The organism is Bradyrhizobium sp. cf659, assembly GCF_900113725.1.
Taxonomy (GTDB): Bacteria; Pseudomonadota; Alphaproteobacteria; order Rhizobiales; family Xanthobacteraceae; genus Bradyrhizobium.
Genome location: NZ_FOQJ01000005.1, coordinates 147,515 through 168,111 on the forward strand (window position 1 = coordinate 147,515; position 20,597 = coordinate 168,111).

Below are 20,597 nucleotides of genomic sequence, written 5' to 3' on the forward strand. Positions count from 1 at the left end.
AGATGTGGGAATTGACGAAATCGTTCCGCTTCGAGGCGGCGCATTCACTGTCGGGAACGACGTTCGGCGCGGCGAGCGAAGAGATCCACGGCCACTCCTTCCGCGCCGAGGTGACGGTGCGCGGCACGCCGGACCCTGCGACCGGCATGGTGGTCGATCTCGGCCTCCTCCAGCGCGCCATCGAGGACGTCAGGTTGACGCTGGACCACAAGTTTCTCAACAGGATCGAGGCGCTGGGCAAGCCGACGCTGGAAAACCTGTCGCGTTTCGTCTGGGAGCGGCTAGCGCATATCGGCAACCTCACCCGCGTCAGCATCCATCGCGACAGTTGCAACGAGAGCTGCACCTATTACGGTCCGCAGGGTTAGACTTCGTAGAGTGGGCAAAGCGCAGCGTGCCCACCAATCGAGACGACGATGAAAAATGGTGGGCACGGCGCGAGGGCGCCTTTGCCCGCCCTACGCGACGCTCCGCTTGGTTAGCGACGGGAATGCAGATGGACGTTTCGACAATCGAAGACCGCAAGACGCGCGCCCGCGCCTGGTTCGAAGCTTTGCGCGACGACATCTGCGCGAGCTTCGAGCGGCTGGAGGACGACGCGCCGCAAAGCCTCTATCCGGGCGAAGCCGGCCGCTTCAACCGCACGCCCTGGCAGCGCACCGATCATAGCGGCGCCGCCGGCGGCGGCGGCGTGATGTCGATGATGTCCGGCCGCCTGTTCGAGAAGGTCGGCGTGCACTGCTCGACCGTGCACGGCGAATTCGCCCCCGAGTTTCGCGCGCAGATTCCGGGCGCGGCGGACGATCCGCGGTTCTGGGCCTCCGGCATCTCGCTGATCGCACACATGCGCAATCCGCACGTGCCTGCCGTGCACATGAACACGCGTTTCGTCGTCACCACCAAGGCCTGGTTCGGCGGCGGCGCCGATCTGACGCCGGTGCTGGATCGCCGGCGCACGCAGGACGACGCCGACAGCATCGCCTTCCATGCCGCGATGAAAGAGGCCTGCGCGCAGCCGAACGGCGTTGCCGATTACGACAAGTACAAGACATGGTGCGACGAGTATTTCTACCTGCCGCACCGGAAAGAGGCGCGCGGCATCGGCGGCATCTTCTACGACTGGCACGACAGCGGCGACTGGGACGCCGACCTCGCCTTCACGCAGGACGTCGGCCGCGCCTTCCTGAAGATCTATCCCGACATCGTGCGGCGCAATTTCGCGAGCGCGTGGACCGCCGAAGACCGCGAGGAGCAGCTGATCCGCCGCGGCCGCTATGTCGAGTTCAACCTGCTCTACGACCGCGGCACCATCTTCGGGCTCAGGACCGGCGGCAATGTGGACTCGATCCTGTCGTCGCTGCCGCCGGAGGTGAAATGGCCATGACGACGTTGAAGCCCGCTGTGAGGCCGCTGCCCCACGCCATGCTGATCGACATGGACGACACCATCCTGTCGGCCTATGGCCGGCCCGAGATCGCCTGGAACACGATCGCGAACGAGTTTGCCGACGAGCTCGCGCCGCTGCCGCCAGAGCAGGTCGCAACCGCGGTGCTGGCTTTCGCGCGAAACTTCTGGGCCAATGCGGAAGCCGCATGGCGGATGAAGCTCGCCGAGGCGCGGCACCTCACGGTCAAGGGCGGGTTCGCGGCGCTCGCGGCCGCCGGCCACCGCGCACTGTCAGACGATCTCGCCATTCGCCTCGCCGATCGCTTCACCGCCTATCGCGAGGAGGAGATGTTCGTCTTCCCCGGCGCGCATGAGGCGATCGACAAGTTGAAGGCGCTCGGCATCAAGCTCGCGCTGGTGACCAACGGCGCCGCCGACACGCAGCGCGCCAAGGTCGAGCGCTTCGAGCTGGCGCACCGCTTCCATCACATCCAGATCGAGGGCGAGCACGGTTTCGGCAAGCCCGAGGAGCGCGCCTATCTGCATGCGATGGAGGCGCTGGGCGTCACCGCTGATGACACCTGGATGATCGGCGACAACCTCGAATGGGAAGTCGTGACGCCGCAGCGCCTCGGCATCTATTCGATCTGGATCGACGTGCATGGCGACGGCCTGCCCGAAGGCTCGACCGTCAAGCCGGACCGCATCATCCGCTCGCTGACCGAACTGGTGCCGGGCCAATCGTAACCACGGGCGCGAAACAAAAACTCGAAAAACAACCCCATGCACAGTAGCCAGCTGCTGCAAAATCAAATGCTTACGGATTTTACGAAATCGTTTGACCCGTCGGGCAAAACAGGCGCATGATGCCATCATCGCGGCGCATGGGACGGAAAAGCCCCTGCGCAACCCATCGAGCAGGCGCCCTTGCCTCCGTCATGGTCCCGCTTCCGGCCTGAAGCTCCGTCATCGGCGTTTCAACAGCCTGGTAGCGGATGCGCGCTGCCGCAGCACATCCACTGATCCAACAGCCCGTGATCGGCGTGTCATGCCGGCTTGCTAGCTTCTTAAGTCAATCAACCCGAAAGGACCATCCATGGAACTGAAAGCCGGCGATATCGTCATGCTGAAATCCGGCGGCCAGCCGCTGACCGTCGCAGAAGTAAAGGGCGACGACGTGATCTGTCTCTGGATGGGCGTCGAAGGCGACCTGTTTCGCGAGACGCTGCCGCTCGCCGTGCTCGAACACCTGGAAGAGGTGGACGAGGATGAGGAAGAGGAAGACGAGGACGACGAAGACGAGGAGTAGGCACGGCCAAGGCCGCGCCCTAATCAGATCGGAGCGCCTCGCTCCGTCGCGCGTGATGTCCGCTTTTCCGCCAATAATGCCGCAAGGGCGGACATCGCTGTATGGCGCAGGTGGGCCGGGAACGGAAGTTGGATTCATTCGATCACCTCGTCTGCAAACGCCAACAGCGCAGCAGGGATTTCGAGACCCAGCGACTTCGCCACTTTGAGGTTGATTACGAACTCGAACCTGGTGGGTTGCCAGATCGGCAAATCGGCCGGTTTGTCACCCTTGAGGATGCGGCCAACATAAAGCCCGCCTTGCCGAAAGGCGTCGGTGAGGCTGTTGCCGTAGCTCATCAATCCGCCAGCATCAGCAAATTCCCGCCAAGGATAGATCGCGGGGATGCCAGTGCGTGCCGCAAAATCAACAAGCTGACGACGCTCGAGATTGAAAAGACGGTCCGAGGTCACAAGCAGCGCATTCGCCCGACGCTGGGTCAATATTGAGAATGCGGTTTCCACCTCGGCAATGCTTCGGGCATCCAAAACAATCAATTGCAGCCCCGATGAAGATGCTGCTGCGCGCAGAGCGCTAGCATCCGCATTTGGATTGTCCGGATTGATGAGCACGCCCACCAAAGACGCCTTTGGCAATAGAGCGTGCAGCAATTCAAACCGCTTCGGCTCCAATGCGCTCACTCGGAATGAAACCCCGGTCGCGTTACCACCCGGACGGTTGATCGATGCTGCGAGACCCATGGCAACTGGATCGAGACCCACTACAAACACGATCGGCATTTCCGATGTGGTCGCTTTGGCAGCCAACGCTCCGCCGTTGTCGGCGGTGAAGATGAGAGCGACCCGCTTCCGCACCAACTCGGCTGCGGCGTCTCGCAACCCTTCATTGGCGTTAGGCCAACGTCCTTCGATCAAGACGTTTTGTCCTACAACAAATCCCATTTGCTTGAGACCGCGGCGAAACGCGTCGCTAAACGTCTCCAGCCCGGGGGCCGGACGGTTTAGAGAGCCAATCACCGGAGCAGCCAATTTCTGAGCATGAGCCGCCAATGGAAATGTGATCGCCGCACTCCCAAAGGCCGAAATGAATTCCCGCCGTCTCATGCTCGACCCCGCAAAAGCCCGCTCCCTGCAAAACAATAGCATGAAAGCGGAACCGAGGTTGTGGTCACGGCTGTTCTGGACGGACATGATTGGGATGGCCTGAAGCCGGCGCAGGATCGCATCGGGTTCGAGCGCGGCAATGTCGGGGCCCAGAAGCGGTCATCGCACCCAACCCATCAACTAAGAGAGGTCGCCTTGCGAACGATCTCTCCTTTGTCCGGCAATCTACGCCTGTTGCGATCGGCTTTTTTGAACGGCGGCCGCAGCCCTGCGAATTACGTCGATAACGACATTTGGCTGGGAGAGCATCGGCACGTGGCTGCTCGCCACCTCGGTGACGATCGCTCCCATGCGCTTCGAGACCCAGCGTTGCAGATCGGGATGCACAGGTTGGTCTTGCGTGGCCAGAATGTACCAGCTTGGCTTCGACCTCCACGCGATTTTGTCGGCGCTGAGCTTCTGCTGCGGCGGCAAGGGCCGTATTCCGGCGAAGTCCGAGTGAGGTGCGGCTGTCCGGATGGACCTTCGCGTCGATGTACGCTCTTCGTGCCTTCGACAAATCCTTGGCATGAAGTGCGCAGTTTGCGAAGACGTCGGCTGGGTCTGTGAGAACCATCCTGATCGCCCTCGGGACTGACCGCGCCCTGCGATGCAACAAAGCGACGCCCAACTCGCGAGACAACGAGTCTGAGTTGCCCGGACTGGAAATTCCGGGGTTCGAAGCACATATTTTTAGGATGGTGACAATTGTGCAATGCACTTGTGGTGCTGAGTACAGACGCACCGAAGATAAGTTCTTGGTGCCGCACACAGGTGACCCGGTCTGCGCAATCTGCGGAGCTGCTCTGGAATCGTGGCAGGAAAGCACCCACGTTCCCAGTTACGAACTTATTGAACGTCCGAAGACAAAGACGGAGAGCTGAATCTACATGGCAACGTTCTGGAATCGTCTTATTCGGTCAAGGAACGCGCCTTCTGCGAGGGAAACCCAAGGTGTATGGTTTCCCATAGAACGTTGGAGCCACTAGCCAGTTTTCAGGAGCGGATTTCACGGCGGGAGGACGTCATGAAACGCCACCGGTTCAAACAGGATAGGACGCTAGGCGAACGCCTCATCGAGGAAGCTAGGCGAGCACGGGAAAAGGCAGTGCAGTTGCCCCCGGGCGCAGAACGTGAGGACCTTTTGAGGAAGGCCCGAACGGCAGACATTACAGTCGAAAATATTGACGAATGGCTGAAGTCGCCCGGCTTGCAGCCACCGAAGTAACGCCACCGATTTGCGAACTGAGGGAGGTGCACTTGGCAGCCGACCCAGGTCTGCGCATTGCGTCCATTGCGGCCGTAGAAAGCTAAAACAGGCAGTTTGCCGAACGTCCGCTTCGGGTCCAGAAGCGGTCCATGCCGCAAGCCACCGAAGACGTCAGCCAAGTGCCAAAAGCGGTCGTCGCACCCAACCCACCAATAAGAGAGGTCGCCTTGCGAACGACCTCTCCTTTGTCCGGCAATCTACGCCTGTTGCGATCAGCTTTTTTGAACGGCGGCCGCAGCCTTGCGAATTACGTCGATAACGACCTTTGGCTGGGAGAGCATCGGCACGTGGCTGCTCGCCACCTCGGTGACGGTCGCTCCCATGCGCTTCGAGACCCAGCGTTGCAGATCGGGATGCACAGTGTGGTCTTGCGTGGCCAGAATGTACCAGCTTGGCTTCGACCTCCACGCGATTTTGTCGGCGCTGAGCTTCTGCTGCTGGAACAGATTGTAGACGGGCGCATAATGGGTGGCCCAAACCAGCTTCTGGTCTTCCTCGGAGAGGTCTCCTGCGAAGAATTCGGTGCCATTCGGAAGCATCCAGGCACGCCCATCGGCGACCTCGACGCGAGAAAAGATATCCGACGGATACTTGTCGAGCTGATCCTGTACGGTCTCGCCGGCATCCGGAGCGACCGCTGCTATGTAGACGAGGCCAACCACGCGCTCATCGGTCCCCGCGCCCGTGATGGTGGCTCCGCCATACGAATGACCGACGAGGAGGACCGGGCTGCCGACACGATTAAGCGTGCGCTTAACCGTCGCAAGATCCTCTTCGTAGGAGTCCAGGCCATATTGAACGGCGATGACCTCGTAACCATCAGCCTGCAACGCAGGAATGACTTTGCTGAAACAAGAACCATCGGCCCAGATGCCGTGGCAGAAAACGATCGTTGGTTTGGTTTGTGCAGGCATGCTGCATTCCCTTTTCTTGCATGAGTTTGAGCGATGGAGGCATGTTGGAAGGCTTAGAACGCGGCTGCCAGGGATCCCCCATTGCGAGGCCCAACCTATTCGGTCATAAATGTCCGAATAGCTGTGTTTCGTTCGGTTCTTTCATGATTAGAAGTCCGAAATGACGACGATTTTGGAAAGAACAGCTGGTCTGCTGGCCTTCGTGCGAACGGTTGATACGGGTTCTTTCGCGGGCGCCGCGCGGCTCATCGGCGCCAGTCCTTCAGCCGTATCCAAAAGCGTCGCGCGCCTCGAACAACGTCTCGGCGTGCGCCTGCTGCAGCGTTCGACGCGCACGCTCAGCCCGACGTCCGAAGGCGCCGCTTACTATGAGCATGTTGCCCCCCATTTGCGCGCGATCGAGGAAGCCGATGACATCGTGCAGGCTCCGGGCAACGTACGTGGCGTGCTTCGGGTCACCGTGCCGAGTACGTTCGGACGTCCATTGATCTCTGCATGGGCGGGCTCGTTCCTGGAACGCTATCCAGACATCAAGCTCGACCTCAGCGTCACGGACCGCCGTGTCGATCTCATTCGCGAGGGTTTCGACCTCGCGGTAAGAATTGGAGAATTGGAAGACACGAACCTGATCGGTCGCTCGTTGGGCGTGCTGCAGTATGTTCTGGGCGCATCGCCGGAATACCTTCAGCGCCGGGGAATTCCGCGGTCGATCGACGATCTCAGGCAGCATGCCTGCCTTCGCCACCTGCTCGGCGGCCGGCCGCAAGCATTCACTTTCGCGGACGGCACCCGGGTCATCCCCAATGGCCCCTTCGATAGCGACGATGCTCAGTCGTTGATCGAGGCAGTCGTAAAAGGCGTTGGCATCACGCAGTTCATGCGCATCGCAATCGAGGAGGAGCTTGCCGCTGGACGACTGAATGTCGTGCTGCCGGAGATACCGATGTTCACCACGCCGGTCTATGTCCTGCACGCGTTCGGACGGCAACTCCCGCTGCGGGCGCGCTTGTTCATCGATTTTCTCGTCGAGGCCCTGGGCGTGTCGCGTAACTCTGAACTTTCGGTACTGGCCAGCCGCTGACCGTCGCCGAATAGCTTAAGCTGCTCGAGGGTGACGTTCCCTCGGGGGCGAACGACAAGATCGGTGCGGCCGCCTTTGGGCCCACAACAGATGTTCGCGCGGCGTTGCGGATCAGGAGCAACGGCGGAACACACTGAATTGGAACGATTGATTGGTACCCCAGGGCGTCGCATGAGCGTGCCGCCGGGTCTCAACGAGTTGGAACGCGCGACCAAGGGTCTGACCGAGGCTCGCAGCATCGTACCTCACGACGGGAAGGCCGCTGCATCGTTCAGGTCCGTCGAGCGCAAAGGTGGCAATGATTGCGTGCCCTCCGACCTTCAAGGCCCGTCCGAGGCGCGCGACATACGCAGCACGGTCACGCTCCTCGGTGAGGAAATGAAACGCCGCCCGATCGTGCCAGACGTCGTAAGCCTTCAGCGGCTCCCAGGCTGTTGCATCCGCGACGATCCAATGAACCTGTGCGGCGCGGCCCCCAAGGCGGGCTTTCGCCGCCTCAAGTGCCGCCGCGGACAAATCGAGGACGGTTACATCCTCGAAGCCCCGATCAAGGAGATTGTCGACCAGGCGTGAAGCACCCCCACCGATGTCGATGATCGCCGAAGCGTGGATCGCACCGACCCAAGCAATCAACTCCAGCGAAGGAGCCGGACTTTCCTGAAACCAACTTACTTCGTTCTCGCCCTTCTTGGTGTAAACGCCTTCCCAATGGGCTTGACGGCTCTCACTCTCCATTGCGTGTTCCTCCACCCAAAGGTCCGCGGTTAGTTCCGAACATGGCAATTCCTCAATCGTTGATTTAGCGCAAAAGAGCTGAGGCGACTTGGGGCTAAGCTTTCGAAGCTTCTCAATCGGTCACCTTGTGGATCGCGGCAATGATCATTGAGCGCTTAAGCCAAGAGCACCGCAATATCGAGAAACTGCTCACCATCCTCGAGCGGGAACTTCAGGTTTTCGACCAGGGCGACAGCCCCGACTATGAGGTGATTGGCGCGGTTCTCAGCTATTTCGAACTCTACCCGGAGGTTTACCACCACCCTCAGGAAGACCTGGTCTTCGCCAAGTTGAAAATTCGCGATCCCGTTGCGGCTGCGAAGGTCGGTGACCTCGCTCGCGAACACCAGAAAGGGGCCGAACTCTTGCGCCGGCTCGCGCATGCGGTCGACAATGTTCTTGCGGGTCGCGAACTCCTTCGGGAAGATGTGCATGCCATCGTGCGCGATTTCATAGAGCACGAGCGGCGCCACATCATGAAGGAAGATCGCGATTTCTTTCCCGCCGCCCTGAAGGCTCTCGAGCCTCAAGATTGGACGGAGATCGCTTCGGCCATGACCAATCCTGAGGATCCGCTGTTCAGCGAGGCAGCCGAAGAGACGTTCGACGCGCTACGGGTGCGCATCTTGCAGTTGGAACAAGAAGCCGAAGCCGAACGGCACTAGTCAAGCTCCTCCGCATTGCGCTGATCGGACTCAATGTCCGAAAGGTCAGAAGCGTTGCTCTAATCGCGTCGGTCACTTCCAGTGTGCCAGACGGGCCGGCCCCGCCCATGCGCGTGGCGTTGGGCTTGGGGCAGTCCAATCGCGTACCGCCCTATTTTCATCTGTGCTACCTAGTTGGACAAAAGAGGTAGCAGGAGAGGCCAATGATGACTGACGATCAAGTCAATCTCGTCGTTCAGCACCTTTGCGATCAAATGCACCTGGCGCTCCGATTGAAGGACAGCGAGGCACATCCACCGAACGCCAAGGATATTGGATTTGATCCTGCCTCTGTAAGAACCGTATTGCTGACCGGGTTGCGTACGGCGGGTGTCACGATCAACCACGAGGCAGCCAGGGCGGGCGAAGAGCCGCCATGGTCCTAGACGCAAAACGCGAGACAGAAGCTCGCGCCAATGCCTGAGTTGGGTGATAGGCCGCCAATGACGGCCAAGCCGGGCGGCTTCCGGCTTGGGCCCGGAAGCCGACGCCTATGAGTGCGCGCCCAGGCTCGAATTACGGTGACATTGCACTCCATTGACCCGGCTCGCTTCAAGCTCGGCAAGCGCCGACCGAAGCCTGCGCTGTCTGACGACGGTGATGATTAAGTGCACTGTCACCGTAATTCCTTGTAATTCCACGTCCTGCGATGTCGCCAGGTTGCACCTGCCAAATGACCCGACCGCTCGCCGATGCGGGTCCGTGATGGCGGGGATGTGATCAGTCGTGAAGCCGATGTCTATTGGGGCTCTGCGGCCGAGCGTTAAATAGCGAGCCGGGGGGCAGCTGGAGAAAAAGCGATGCGTTTCATTCTGGCGTTGAGCCTATTGATCCCCCTGTACGGCGTTGCGAACGCCGAGCCGGTGCATCACTCCCACCGGCACGCTGTTGTTCGCTCCCATCAGGGCGTGTTCGCACCAAGTTCCGCTTCGAGCTTTGCCTACGTGCCACCCCGGCCGGCGACCGAATACCGTTCCGCCCCCTCCTATGGCGACAATGAACCGTATTTCGGCGCGTCTCAGGGTTATGCGCCTGGCGAAAAGGAGCGTTTTCTCCACAGCTTGTTCGGCCCGTAAATGCTTGGGGCCAGCAAATCACGGCCAATCGCGGAATCTGCGGTCCAGGCACGAATGCTCTAAGCGATCAGTTGCCTCGCCGCAGCCGAGATCATCACCATCCCGCCCGTGATCACCGCGACGTCGAGGATCGCAGTGTGGATGTGCACCGGCATCCGCTCGACGAAGGCTTTGGCGAGGAACGCGCCGGGGATCGCGATCGCCCCGATCAGCAGCGCAAAGGCGAGCACCTGTGCATTCACCGCGCCGGCAAGGCCGAACACCGAGATCTTGATGAGGCCGGTGCCGAGCGAGATCATCGCGTCGGTCGCGATCACGGCGGCGCCTTCGAGGCCTGCAGCCATCAGCAGCGAGAGCAGGATCACGCCGGAGCCGGAGGTTCCGCCGACCAGCACGCCGTAGCCGACGGAGCCGGCGGCAAGGCCGGTGTCGCCGATCCTGACCTGGCGGCGGCGCAGCACCCGGCGCAGCGGCACGCTCAGGATCAGCATGGAGCCGATCACGAGCGCGGCGCCCGCATTGGTGAGGCGCGTGTAGCCGTAGGCGCCGAGCGCGGTCGTCAACGCCGCGCAGGCGAGCACGATCAGCGCGCGGCGGCGGTCGGCATAGCGGACATAGGCGAGCGCACGGCTCGAATTGGTGAAGATCGCGGAGATCGCGATGATCGGCACCACGGGCTCGGCGCCGACCAGCGGCACCAGCACCAGCGGCATCAGCGCGCCGGTGCCGTAGCCGGCGAGACCACCGATGATCGAAGCAAACAACGCCATCAACGCGACCAGCAGGAGCTGAAAAATCGAGATGTCGGCGAAGCCCGAGACGATGGTCACATTTTCCGTTCGCGGCTGACGCGGGCCGCAGCTTGATCTGCGATGGAAGCGAGCGCGGCTTCCTCTAGTGGAAAATCCGCCGCAAGCCAAGCGTCCTCGGCGAGTGTCAACACATGTCCGAGCGCAGGTCCTTCCGCCATCCCGCGTGCGATGAAGTCGGCGGCGCGAAGCGGAAATTTCGGCGCAGTCCAGCGCTGCGGCAACTCGGCGAGCGCGCGCCAGCGCGACGAATGCACGTCGCCCGCCGCCCGCGCCCAGCCGAGCAACACGCGATCGTGATAGCGCTCGGCACCGAGCCGGTAGAGCAGGCGCCGCGCATTGGCCTCGTCCTTGGCGGCGAACCGCCACCAGCGGTGCCCCATCGAATCCAGCGCCTTGGCCTCAGTATTGGAGAGGCGGAGGCGTGCGGCGACGCGCTTGGCGTCTTCCGTCACGGCGACCGTCAGCGCGGCCAGGCGCCTAGTGCTGCTTGCCGGCAGGCCGAGCGCGCGCTCGATCGCGACCATCGTCGCCAGCGGCCCGGTATAGACGACGCCGCCGGTCAGCGCCTGCAGCAACCCGCCCTCGGCCATGGCCAGCACGGCGGCGGATGCACCGCCGGCCACCAGCAGCTTCAGCATCTCCATGCGCACCCGCTCGGCCGACAGGTTGGCAAGGCCCGCGCGTCCCCGGATGCAGGCGAGGTAGCCGTCGCGGTCGGGCTCGCCGGCGCCGAAGGCGGCGTGGATGCGGAAGAAGCGCAGGATGCGCAAATAATCCTCGGCGATGCGCTGGTCGGGGTCGCCGATGAAGCGCACGCGGCGCGCTCTGGCATCCGCGATCCCGCCGACATAGTCGTACACGACACCTGTCGCGTCGACCGACAGGCCGTTCATGGTGAAGTCGCGCCGCTCGGCGTCCTTCACCCAGTCGCGGCCGAACGCGACCTTGGCCTTGCGGCCGAAGGTCTCGGTGTCCTCGCGCAGCGTCGTGACCTCATAGGGATGGCCGTCGATGACCAGCGTGATCGTGCCGTGGTCGATGCCGGTCGGCACGCTCTTGATGCCGGCGGCTTTGGCGCGCCGCACCACCTCCTCCGGCAACGCCGTGGTCGCGATGTCGATGTCGCCGGGCGTAAGATCGAGCAGCGCGTTGCGCACCGCGCCGCCGACCACCCGCGCCTCCTCGCCATCGGCGCCCAGCAATTCCAGGACCCGCGCGGTCCCGCCGGCGATCAGCCATGGCGCATCGGCGAGGATCGGCTCCGCGCTCATCGGCAGGCCCCTATTTTTCCGTGCCCGGCACGAACTTGCCGTTCTCGATATGGGCGGGAACGTAGGTCGAATCCGGGCCGGCGCCGGAGAACTGCGCCAGGCCGATCAGACCCGCGATCACCAGCACGATCGCCACGAGGGCCAGGCGGGCGACGATGGTGACCGGCCAGGACGATTGCACGAACAGGCCGGACCGGCTGGCGGCCAGGAACAGCGCATAGACGACAAAGGGAACGAGGAAGATTCCGATCTCGGTCAGAACCGTCCGGATCATGATGAGTAGATCCGCTCATAAAGCACACGCAGCATCCCGGCCGTGGCACCCCAGATGTAACGTTCCGCGAACGGCATCGCATAGTAGAAGCGCTCCATGCCGCGGAATTCCTTGCTGTGCACCTGGTGGTTCGCCGGATTCATCAGGAAGGATAGCGGCACCTCGAACGCATCATCAACCTCGGAATGGTTGATCGTGAGCGCAAAGCCGGGCCGGACCCTCGCGACCGTCGGCAGGATGCGGAAGCCGAAGGCGGTGCCGTAGAGATCGAGATAGCCGATCGGCTCGATGAAGTCGCGCGACAGCCCGACCTCCTCCTCGGCCTCGCGCAGCGCCGCATCGACCGGCGAGGCGTCGGTCGCGTCGATCTTGCCGCCCGGAAAGGCGATCTGGCCGGCGTGGTCGTTCAGATGCGCCGAGCGCTGCGTCAGCAGGATGGTCGGCTCGGGATGGTCGACCACCGCGATCAGCACCGCCGCCGGCCGCACCGGCTGCTCGCGCGCGACGATCTCGAGCATCTTGTCGGTCCCGGGATCGCCCGAGGCCGGAATGACGTTCGGATCGTAGAGGCCGGGCGGAACGTCGAAGCCGAGCTTCGCCCTGGAACGGGCAAAGAAATCCGCCGCTCGAAACGCGACAGGTTCGCTCCTGGGGATAGGCTTGTTCAAAGCGCGGCCCTCACCTGCTCCGCATCGGCCATGGCGAAGAATTCGCCGGCCGACTCGACGCCGAACATCGGCTGGCCATCGACCATCCGCTCCTCGCCCATGTCAACAAGATCGTAATAGAGCGCGCGGGTCACCTTGGCCCAGAGATCGGCACGGACGTGCAGATAGGGCGTCAGCCCGCCGTCCTTTGCCGGCTCGAAGCGCAGCCGGTGCGCGGCGTCGCAGGTGACCCAGTCGTCGACATTGGTGCGGAAGCGCAGCACGCGATGGTTGTCCTCGCCGTCCTCTTGCATTTCGACCGCCATGAACGGCGCGTCGTCGACGCGAATGCCGACCTTCTCCACCGGCGTCACGAGGAAATGCTTGTCGCCCTCGCGCTTCAGGATGGTCGAGAACAGCCGGACCAGCGCGTGGCGCCCGATTGGCGTCCCCATGTAGAACCAAGTACCGTCGGAGGCGATTCGGATATCGAGATCGCCGCAAAACGGCGGATTCCACAGATGCACCGGAGGCAGGCCCTTTTTGGCGCCTTCGGCACCGGCGGCACTCTTGGCGGCGGCAGTCAGCCCCTCAAGACCGCGATCGGCGCTCTGCCCTTGGTTCGCCATGGTTTGCCCTGACTTTGTCCTTTGGCACGATTGGTGCAGGTCTACGTTGGACTCGGGTGCACGGTTCCATCCCGGAATAGTCCGGTGTGGAGGTCGCCACTTCGTGATGCCCTACATACCCTTAAGCCGATAAGGTGGGGATAGGTTAATTCAACGAATACATGGCCTTCCTGCAAGTCTAGCATAGGGCCCATGTGATGATTTGATGCATCTGACGTGATGCAATGACATGACGACGCGAGCAAGCCGCGCGGCAGGCTGAAGGAGCTAACGGATGGCGGAGAGTGTCGAGAAACTCGAGGATGGAATGGTCCGCTCGGCCGAGCAGGTATCGAGCCAGGTTCGCGCGGCGAAGGAGGCGATCGGGTCCGTCATCTTCGGCCAGGACCGCGTGATCGAGAACACGCTGGTCACCATCCTCTCCGGCGGCCATGCGCTGCTGATCGGCGTGCCCGGCCTTGCCAAGACCAAGCTGGTCGAGACGCTCGGCGTCACGCTCGGTCTCGACGCCAAGCGCATCCAGTTCACGCCCGACCTGATGCCGTCGGACATCCTCGGCGCCGAGGTGCTCGACGAGAGCACCGCGGGCAGGCGGGCCTTCCGCTTCATCGCAGGTCCGGTGTTCGCGCAGCTCCTGATGGCCGACGAGATCAACCGCGCCAGCCCGCGCACGCAGTCGGCGCTGCTTCAGGCAATGCAGGAGCAGCACATCACCGTTGCCGGCGCGCGTCACGACCTGCCGAAGCCGTTCCACGTGCTCGCGACCCAGAACCCGCTGGAGCAGGAAGGCACCTATCCGTTGCCCGAAGCGCAGCTCGACCGCTTCCTGATGGAGATCGACGTCGACTATCCCGATCGCGAGGCCGAGCGCCGCATCCTGTTCGAGACCACCGGCGCCGAGGAGACGCTGGCGAGGGGCTCGATGACCGCGGACGCGCTGATCACCGCGCAGCGGCTGATCCGCCGCCTGCCGGTCGGCGATTCCGTGGTCGAGGCGATCCTGTCGCTGGTCCGCTCGGCCCGTCCGGGTCCGGACAGCGGCGAGACCGGCAAGTTCATCGCCTGGGGCCCCGGCCCGCGCGCCAGCCAATCCCTGATGCTCGCGGTGCGCGCCCGCGCGCTGATCGACGGACGGCTCGCGCCCTCGGTCGACGACGTGCTCGACCTCGCCGAACCCATCTTGAAGCACCGCATGGCGCTGACCTTCCAGGCGCGCGCCGAAGGCCGCACGATTCCGGACGTGATCCGGCAGTTGAAAACACGGATCGGTTGATGGCCGCGGAGAACGGGCACACGGCGAAGGAGATCATCGCGATCCGACGTGCCGATGGCGAAAGCCGCACGCTCGCAGCTTCCTTGCCGCGCCTGGTGCTCGAGGCCCGCCGCGTCGCCGCCAACGTCATCCACGGCCTACACGGAAGGCGCCGCGCCGGCTCCGGCGAAAATTTCTGGCAATACCGCCGCTTCGTCTCCGGCGAGCCGTCGCAGAACGTCGACTGGCGGCGCTCGGCGCGCGACGACCATCTCTATGTCCGCGAGCTCGAATGGGAAGCCTCGCACACGGTCTGGATCTGGCCCGACCGCTCGCCGTCGATGGCCTTTGCCTCGAAGACCGCGCGCGAGTCCAAGCTCGAACGCACCCTGATCGTCGCCTTCGCGCTGGCCGAGCTGCTGGTCTCCGGCGGCGAACGCGTCGGCATTCCCGGACTGATGACACCGACCGCGAGCCGCAGCGTCATCGACAAGATGGCGCAGGCGATGCTGCATGACGATGCCGACCGGCCGAGCCTGCCGCCGTCCTTCGTGCCTTCCGCGCTCGCCGAGATCATCGTGCTGTCGGATTTCTGGTCGCCGATCGCGGAGATCACGACGACGCTCGCAGGGCTCTCCGGCTCCGGCGCGCATGGTACGATGGTGCAGGTCGTCGATCCCGCCGAGGAGTCGTTCCCCTATTCCGGCCGCATCGAGTTCGTCGAGCCGGAAGGTTTTGGCGTGATCACCGCCGGCCGCGCCGAGAGCTGGGCGCAGGATTACACCGCGCGGCTCGCGCTGCACCGCGACCAGATCCGCGCCGAGACCTCAAGGCTCGACTGGCTGTTCACGACCCATGCGACCGACCGCTCCGCCGCCGAATTGCTGCTGTTCCTGCATGCCGGCATGCAGGTGAGCAAGTCGGGCGCCCGCACCACGACCATCAAGGCGGGGCCGGCCGCATGATGGGATTGCCGCTCGCCTTCACCGAACCGCTGCTCCTGATCGGCCTCGTCAGCCTCCCGGTGCTGTGGTGGCTGCTGCGCGTGATGCCGCCGCGGCCGCGCCGGATCGAGTTTCCGCCGACGCGCCTGTTGTTCGACATCGCGCCAAGGGAAGAGACGCCGTCGCGGACGCCGTGGTGGCTGACGGCGCTGCGCCTCCTGGCAGCGGCGCTCGTCATTTTCGCCGCCGCCGGCCCGATCTGGAATCCGCAGACCGGACTTGCCGGCAGCAAGGCGCCGCTGATGATCATGTTCGACGACGGCTGGAGCGCGGCCTCGAACTGGGACATCAGGATCAGGGCCGCCGACGAGCTGATCGCCAACGCCGACAACGACCGCCGCGCCATCGCGCTGGTGCCGCTGTCCGAGCCGAACCGCGACATCACCCTGATGCCGGCAGGGGCGGCGCGCGTCGCGCTGCGCCAGCTGGTGCCAAAGCCCTATTCGATCGAGCGCGTCGAAACGCTCGCAGCGGTCGATCGCTTCCTCAAGGCCACCGGTGACTGCGAGATCGCCTGGCTGTCGGATGGCGTCGACACCGGCCGCGGCGAGGACTTCGTGCAAGGCCTCGGCAAGACCATCGGCGATCGCAGCCTGACCGTGTTCGAAGGCGGCACCTCCTCGCCGCTGGCACTGGTCGCGGCCGAGAACGCCGCCGCCAGGATGACGGTGAAGGTGCTGCGCACCGACAGCGGCATTGCCGTCGGCACCGTGCGCGCGCTGGACCAGAAGGCATCGCCGATCGGCGAAGCGCGCTATTCGTTCGGCCCGCAGGACAAGGAGACCGAGGCCTCGTTCGACCTGCCGGTCGAGCTGCGCAACGACATCACGCGGCTCGAAATATCCGGCGAGCGCTCCGCCGGCGCGGTGCAGCTGCTCGACAAGCGCTGGCGCCGCCGCGCCATCGGCATCGTCTCGGGCGCGACCAGCGAAACCGCGCAGCCGTTGCTGGCGCCGACCTTCTACCTCACCCGCGCGCTGGCGCCGTTCGCCGATGTCCGGCTCGCCGACAAGGGCTCGCCGCAGCAGGGCATCACCCAGTTCCTCGACCAGAAGCTGCCGATGATCATCCTGGCCGATGTCGGCACCATCGCGCCTGAAATCCGCGAGCGCCTCAGTGCCTGGATCGACCAGGGCGGCGTGCTGGTGCGGTTCGCAGGGCCCCGCCTGGCGCAGGCCGAAGACGATCTCGTGCCGGTCAAGCTGCGCAAGGGCGGCCGCACGCTCGGCGGCAGCCTGACCTGGGAAAAGCCGCAGCACCTCGCCGCGTTCGCGGCCGACGGTCCGTTTGCCGGCGTCGTCGTCCCCAAGGACGTCACCGTGAGCCGCCAGGTCCTGGCCGAGCCCGATGCCGTGCTCGCCACCAAGAGCTGGGCATCGCTGGAAGACGGCACGCCGCTGGTGACCGGCGAGCATCGCGGCAAGGGCATCGTCAGCCTGTTCCACGTCAGCGCCGACATGCGCTGGTCGGATCTGCCGATGTCGGGCATCTTCGTCGAAATGCTGCGGCGGGTCGTCGACATGTCCGGCTACACCGCCAAGCCCGGCGCCGGCGTGGCCAGCGAGGCGACCACCGAGACGGTGGCGCCGCTGCACATGCTCGACGGCTTCGGCGCCTTCGGTCCGCCGCCGGCCACGGCAAAGCCGCTGCCCGCAGACTATCGCGACCGCGCCACACCCGATCATCCGCCGGGCTTCTACGGTCCGGCAGAAGGACCGCTCGCCGTGAACACGCTTGCCGCCGCCGACCGCATCGCAGCCCTGAACACCGCGAGCCTGCGCGCCCGGCACGCCACCTACACCAATGCCGAGCCGCGTGACTTGCGCGGCTGGCTGCTGTCGACGGCGCTCGCTTTGTTCCTGATCGACGCCATCATCGTCGCGGTGCTCGGCGGCGGCCTCGCCGCGCTGCTGCGCCGCCGCGCCGCGCCTGCCGTGATCCTGCTCGGCCTCGTGCTTGCGGGCCTCCCGGCACTGTCGCCGACGCCCGTGCGCGCCGACGGCGCTACGGACGAATTCGCGATGAAGGCGGTATCGCAGACCCGCCTCGCCTATGTCGTGACAGGCAATGCCGACGTCGATTCCATCGTCAAGGCCGGGCTATCGGGACTGACGCTGTTCCTGGCGCAGCGCACCGCGCTCGAGGCCGGCGATCCCGTCGGCATCGATCCCGCGCGCGACGAGCTTGCCTTCTTCCCGCTGATCTACTGGCCGATCGTGCCCGGCGCGCCCAAGCCGCCGCAGGACGCCATCAACAAGATCGACGCCTACATGAAGCAGGGCGGCACCGTGCTGTTCGACACCCGCGACGCGATCGAAGCGCCGGCCGGCGACAACGGCGCCTCGCAGACGCCGGGCATGCGGGCGTTGCGCGACATCCTGTCCTCGCTCGACGTGCCCGAGCTCGAGCCGGTGCCGCGCGAGCACGTGCTGACCAAGACCTTCTACCTGCTGCGCGACTTCCCCGGCCGCTTCAACAGCGGCCAGACCTGGGTCGAGACCCTGCCGCGCGAGGACGACGACGAGAGCGCGCAGCGTCCGGCGCGCGGCGGCGACGGCGTCTCGCCGATCATCATCACCTCGAACGATCTTGCCGGCGCCTGGGCCGTGCGCCCCGACGGCCAGTACATGCTGCCGGTGACCGGCGGCGACCCACGCCAGCGCGAATTCGCCTACCGCGCCGGCGCCAACATCGTGATGTACACGCTGACCGGCAACTACAAGGCCGACCAGGTGCACGCACCGGCCCTGATCGAACGGCTGGGGCAATAGAGATGCGCGTGACGAGCTTGAGCCACACGCCCCGTCATTCCGGGATGGTCCGAAGGACCAGACCCGGAATCTCGAGATTCTCAGGCGCGCAATTGCGCACCGGAGTTCGATGCTTCGCATCGCCCCGGAATGACGTTGATAGGTCTGTCTGATGAATTACGGCATTGCGTTCACACCGCTTGTTCCCGCGATCGTCCTGTGGCTCGCGCTGGCCGCAATCGTCGTCATTGCGCTCGTGCTGCTGCTGGCGCGTGCGCGCGGCGCTGCCGTGCGCGTGGCCGCGCTGGTGCTGTTCCTGCTGGCGCTTGCCAATCCCTCCTTCACCCGCGAGGACCGCGATCCCCTCACCTCCGTCGCCGCGGTCGTCGTCGACAAGAGCCCGAGCCAGAATTTCGGCAACCGCAATCGCGAGGCGGCCCAGGCGCAGGAAGCGCTGGTCGACGGCCTGAAGAAGATCAAGGGCCTCGAGGTCCGCGTCGTCGACGCCGGACAGGCCGATGGCGAGACCGACGGCACAAGACTGTTCGGCGCCCTCGCCTCGGCCTTGTCGGACGTGCCGGTCGACCGCGTTGCCGGCGCGTTCCTGATCACCGACGGCCGCGTCCACGACATTCCCGCGAACGCCGCCGCGCTCGGCTTCCAGGCCCCGGTGCACGCGCTGATCACCGGGCAGAAGGACGAGCGCGACCGCCGCATCGCGATCACGGCGGCGCCGCGCTTCGGCATCGTCGGGCAGGTCCAGACCATCACCTACCGCCTCGACGACCAGGGCGTCTCCGGCGAGCGCGCCAAGGTCACGGTTCGCCGCGACGGCGAAGTCATCAACGAGCGCACGCTGGGAAGCGGCCAGAGCGCGAGCGTCGACGTCGACATCAAGCATGCCGGTCCGAACATCGTCGAGATCGAGGCCTCGCCGCTCGAGCGAGAGCTGACGCCGGTCAACAACCGCGCCGTCGTCGCCATCGACGGCGTGCGCGACAAGCTGCGCGTGCTGCTGGTCTCGGGCGAGCCGCATTCCGGCGAGCGCACCTGGCGCAACCTCCTGAAGTCAGATGCCAGCGTCGATCTCGTGCACTTCACCATTCTGCGCCCGCCGGAGAAACAGGACGGCACGCCGATCAACGAATTGTCGCTGATCGCGTTTCCGACCCGCGAGCTGTTCCAGCAGAAGATCAACGAATTCCAGCTGATCATCTTCGACCGCTACGCCCGCCAGGGCGTGCTGCCGATCGCCTATTTCGACAACATCGCGCGCTATGTGCGCGCGGGCGGCGCGGTGCTGGTCTCGGCCGGCCCCGACTACGCCTCCAACACCAGCATCTGGCGCACGCCGCTGGATTCGGTGCTGCCGGCCGAGCCGGTCGGCGTGACCGAGAAGCCGTTCTATGCGCACCTGTCCGACGTCGGCAAACGTCATCCCGTCACGCGCGGGCTGGAGGGCTCGGCAAGCGAGCCGCCGCGCTGGAGCCGCTTCTTCCGCACCGTCGACACCCGCAATTCCGTCAACCCGCCTGTGATGACGGGCGTCGACGGCAAGCCGCTCTTGTTCCTGTCGCGCTTCGGCGAGGGACGCGTCGCGCTGCTGCTGTCCGACCACATCTGGTTGTGGGCGCGCGGCTATGAGGGCGGCGGCCCGCATCTCGACCTGCTCAGGCGGATGTCGCACTGGCTGATGAAGCAGCCCGATCTTGATGAAGAAGCGCTGCGCCTCCAGGTGCAGGGCAAGGATCTCGTGGTGGTGCGCCAGACCATGTCGGACAGCGTGCAGCCGGTGAGCGTGACCTCGCCGTCGGGCGTGTCGCGCGACCTGACGCTGAGCGCCGGCGATCCCGGCGAGTGGCGCGCCAGCCTGCCGGCCAACGAACTCGGCCTGTGGCAGGCGACCGACGGCACGCTGAAGGCGCTGATCAATGTCGGCCCGACCAATCCGAAGGAGTTTTCGGAGGTCACCTCCACCACCGAAACCCTGAAGCCGCTGACGCAGGCGACCGGCGGCAATGCCGTGCGCGTGGTCGACGGCTCCAGCGTCGAGCTGCCGCGCATCGTGCCGGTGCGCTCGGTGAGCGTCTTCCATGGCGACGGCTGGATGGGCGTGCGGATGCGCGACGCCAGCGTCGTGAAGGGCGTCGGCGTGCTGCCGATCTTCGCCGGCCTGATCGGCCTGTTGCTGCTGCTCGGCGCATTCGCCGCGACCTGGGTCCGCGAAGGGCGCTGATTTCCAAAGGCGTGATGGGATCGGACTCGCCTAGCGCCGCGACGGCGGTGCGTTCCCTCCCCCCTT

At 64.6% G+C, this 20,597-nt stretch carries 21 protein-coding genes; 12 read left to right on the top strand and 9 right to left on the bottom strand.

Annotated elements, in window-relative coordinates; all coding sequences use genetic code 11:
- Positions 1 to 2 precede the first annotated feature (2 nt).
- The 4 genes from BM118_RS22730 to BM118_RS22745 all read left to right on the top strand — a co-directional run bounded on the left by BM118_RS22730 (position 3) and on the right by BM118_RS22745 (position 2,695).
- Positions 3 to 368, top strand: a complete 366-nt coding sequence (locus tag BM118_RS22730; protein ID WP_092187977.1) for a 6-pyruvoyl trahydropterin synthase family protein — start codon at positions 3 to 5, stop codon at positions 366 to 368.
- 128 nt (positions 369 to 496) lie between these two features.
- Positions 497 to 1,384: an oxygen-dependent coproporphyrinogen oxidase gene (gene hemF, locus BM118_RS22735; protein ID WP_092187724.1), complete on the top strand. Its 888-nt coding sequence runs from the start codon at positions 497 to 499 to the stop codon at positions 1,382 to 1,384.
- Positions 1,381 to 2,133 (top strand): HAD family hydrolase, encoded by a 753-nt coding sequence (locus BM118_RS22740; RefSeq protein ID WP_441299762.1) that lies wholly within the window; start codon positions 1,381 to 1,383, stop codon positions 2,131 to 2,133. The genes hemF and BM118_RS22740 overlap by 4 nt, the downstream gene beginning before the upstream one ends.
- A gap of 349 nt (positions 2,134 to 2,482) precedes the next feature.
- A complete protein-coding gene (locus BM118_RS22745) occupies positions 2,483 to 2,695 on the top strand; it encodes a YodC family protein (protein WP_092187726.1) in 213 nt (70 codons plus the stop codon).
- Positions 2,696 to 2,829: 134 nt separating this feature from the next.
- Here the strand turns inward: BM118_RS22745 and BM118_RS22750 are convergent, their stop codons facing one another.
- The 3 genes from BM118_RS22750 to BM118_RS22765 form a co-directional block, all read right to left on the bottom strand.
- Entirely contained in the window at positions 2,830 to 3,885 is a 1,056-nt protein-coding gene (locus tag BM118_RS22750) for an ABC transporter substrate-binding protein (RefSeq protein ID WP_092187727.1), read from the bottom strand.
- Positions 3,886 to 4,023: 138 nt separating this feature from the next.
- Complete coding sequence (locus BM118_RS42670; RefSeq protein ID WP_349529016.1) at positions 4,024 to 4,524, bottom strand: alpha/beta fold hydrolase; 501 nt, start codon at positions 4,522 to 4,524, stop codon at positions 4,024 to 4,026.
- A 795-nt stretch (positions 4,525 to 5,319) separates the two neighbouring features.
- Positions 5,320 to 6,021: an alpha/beta fold hydrolase gene (locus BM118_RS22765; protein ID WP_092187728.1), complete on the bottom strand. Its 702-nt coding sequence runs from the start codon at positions 6,019 to 6,021 to the stop codon at positions 5,320 to 5,322.
- Between the two features lie 160 nt (positions 6,022 to 6,181).
- Between BM118_RS22765 and BM118_RS22770 the strand changes: the two genes are divergently transcribed.
- The gene (locus BM118_RS22770) at positions 6,182 to 7,102 is read left to right on the top strand and encodes a LysR family transcriptional regulator (RefSeq protein ID WP_092187729.1); all 921 of its coding nucleotides are present in this window, start codon (positions 6,182 to 6,184) and stop codon (positions 7,100 to 7,102) included.
- Positions 7,103 to 7,213: 111 nt separating this feature from the next.
- On the opposite strand, the gene BM118_RS22775 is transcribed toward BM118_RS22770, so the two are convergent.
- On the bottom strand, positions 7,214 to 7,837 hold the full coding sequence (locus BM118_RS22775) for a class I SAM-dependent methyltransferase (RefSeq protein ID WP_092187730.1): 624 nt from the start codon (positions 7,835 to 7,837) through the stop codon (positions 7,214 to 7,216).
- Between the two features lie 140 nt (positions 7,838 to 7,977).
- Here BM118_RS22775 and BM118_RS22780 point away from each other — a divergent pair, with 140 nt between their 5' ends.
- The 3 genes from BM118_RS22780 to BM118_RS40635 all read left to right on the top strand — a co-directional run bounded on the left by BM118_RS22780 (position 7,978) and on the right by BM118_RS40635 (position 9,656).
- Positions 7,978 to 8,541 carry a hemerythrin domain-containing protein gene (locus tag BM118_RS22780; protein ID WP_092187731.1) on the top strand — a complete coding sequence of 188 codons (564 nt, stop codon included), beginning with the start codon at positions 7,978 to 7,980 and terminating at the stop codon, positions 8,539 to 8,541.
- A gap of 203 nt (positions 8,542 to 8,744) precedes the next feature.
- On the top strand, positions 8,745 to 8,966 hold the full coding sequence (locus BM118_RS22785; protein ID WP_092187732.1) for a hypothetical protein: 222 nt from the start codon (positions 8,745 to 8,747) through the stop codon (positions 8,964 to 8,966).
- Between the two features lie 414 nt (positions 8,967 to 9,380).
- Entirely contained in the window at positions 9,381 to 9,656 is a 276-nt protein-coding gene (locus BM118_RS40635) for a hypothetical protein (protein WP_143099506.1), read from the top strand.
- A 59-nt stretch (positions 9,657 to 9,715) separates the two neighbouring features.
- Here the strand turns inward: BM118_RS40635 and BM118_RS22790 are convergent, their stop codons facing one another.
- From BM118_RS22790 to BM118_RS22810, 5 genes are read right to left on the bottom strand one after another with little or no spacing between them, the layout of a single operon-like run.
- Complete coding sequence (locus tag BM118_RS22790) at positions 9,716 to 10,486, bottom strand: sulfite exporter TauE/SafE family protein (protein ID WP_092187733.1); 771 nt, start codon at positions 10,484 to 10,486, stop codon at positions 9,716 to 9,718.
- Positions 10,483 to 11,739, bottom strand: a complete 1,257-nt coding sequence (locus BM118_RS22795) for a CCA tRNA nucleotidyltransferase (RefSeq protein WP_092187734.1) — start codon at positions 11,737 to 11,739, stop codon at positions 10,483 to 10,485. The genes BM118_RS22790 and BM118_RS22795 overlap by 4 nt, the downstream gene beginning before the upstream one ends.
- A 10-nt stretch (positions 11,740 to 11,749) precedes the next feature.
- Positions 11,750 to 12,013, bottom strand: a complete 264-nt coding sequence (locus tag BM118_RS22800) for a DUF6111 family protein (RefSeq protein ID WP_092187735.1) — start codon at positions 12,011 to 12,013, stop codon at positions 11,750 to 11,752.
- Complete coding sequence (locus tag BM118_RS22805; protein ID WP_092187736.1) at positions 12,010 to 12,681, bottom strand: CoA pyrophosphatase; 672 nt, start codon at positions 12,679 to 12,681, stop codon at positions 12,010 to 12,012. The genes BM118_RS22800 and BM118_RS22805 overlap by 4 nt, the downstream gene beginning before the upstream one ends.
- On the bottom strand, positions 12,678 to 13,289 hold the full coding sequence (locus BM118_RS22810) for a DUF1285 domain-containing protein (RefSeq protein ID WP_092187737.1): 612 nt from the start codon (positions 13,287 to 13,289) through the stop codon (positions 12,678 to 12,680). The genes BM118_RS22805 and BM118_RS22810 overlap by 4 nt, the downstream gene beginning before the upstream one ends.
- A gap of 274 nt (positions 13,290 to 13,563) precedes the next feature.
- Here BM118_RS22810 and BM118_RS22815 point away from each other — a divergent pair, with 274 nt between their 5' ends.
- From BM118_RS22815 to BM118_RS22830, 4 genes are all read left to right on the top strand, one after another.
- Complete coding sequence (locus BM118_RS22815; protein ID WP_092187738.1) at positions 13,564 to 14,562, top strand: AAA family ATPase; 999 nt, start codon at positions 13,564 to 13,566, stop codon at positions 14,560 to 14,562.
- Positions 14,562 to 15,506 carry a DUF58 domain-containing protein gene (locus BM118_RS22820; protein WP_092187739.1) on the top strand — a complete coding sequence of 315 codons (945 nt, stop codon included), beginning with the start codon at positions 14,562 to 14,564 and terminating at the stop codon, positions 15,504 to 15,506. The genes BM118_RS22815 and BM118_RS22820 overlap by 1 nt, the downstream gene beginning before the upstream one ends.
- Positions 15,503 to 18,316, top strand: a complete 2,814-nt coding sequence (locus tag BM118_RS22825) for a DUF4159 domain-containing protein (protein WP_092187740.1) — start codon at positions 15,503 to 15,505, stop codon at positions 18,314 to 18,316. The genes BM118_RS22820 and BM118_RS22825 overlap by 4 nt, the downstream gene beginning before the upstream one ends.
- A gap of 151 nt (positions 18,317 to 18,467) precedes the next feature.
- Positions 18,468 to 20,531: a hypothetical protein gene (locus tag BM118_RS22830; protein ID WP_092187741.1), complete on the top strand. Its 2,064-nt coding sequence runs from the start codon at positions 18,468 to 18,470 to the stop codon at positions 20,529 to 20,531.
- Positions 20,532 to 20,597 lie beyond the last annotated feature (66 nt).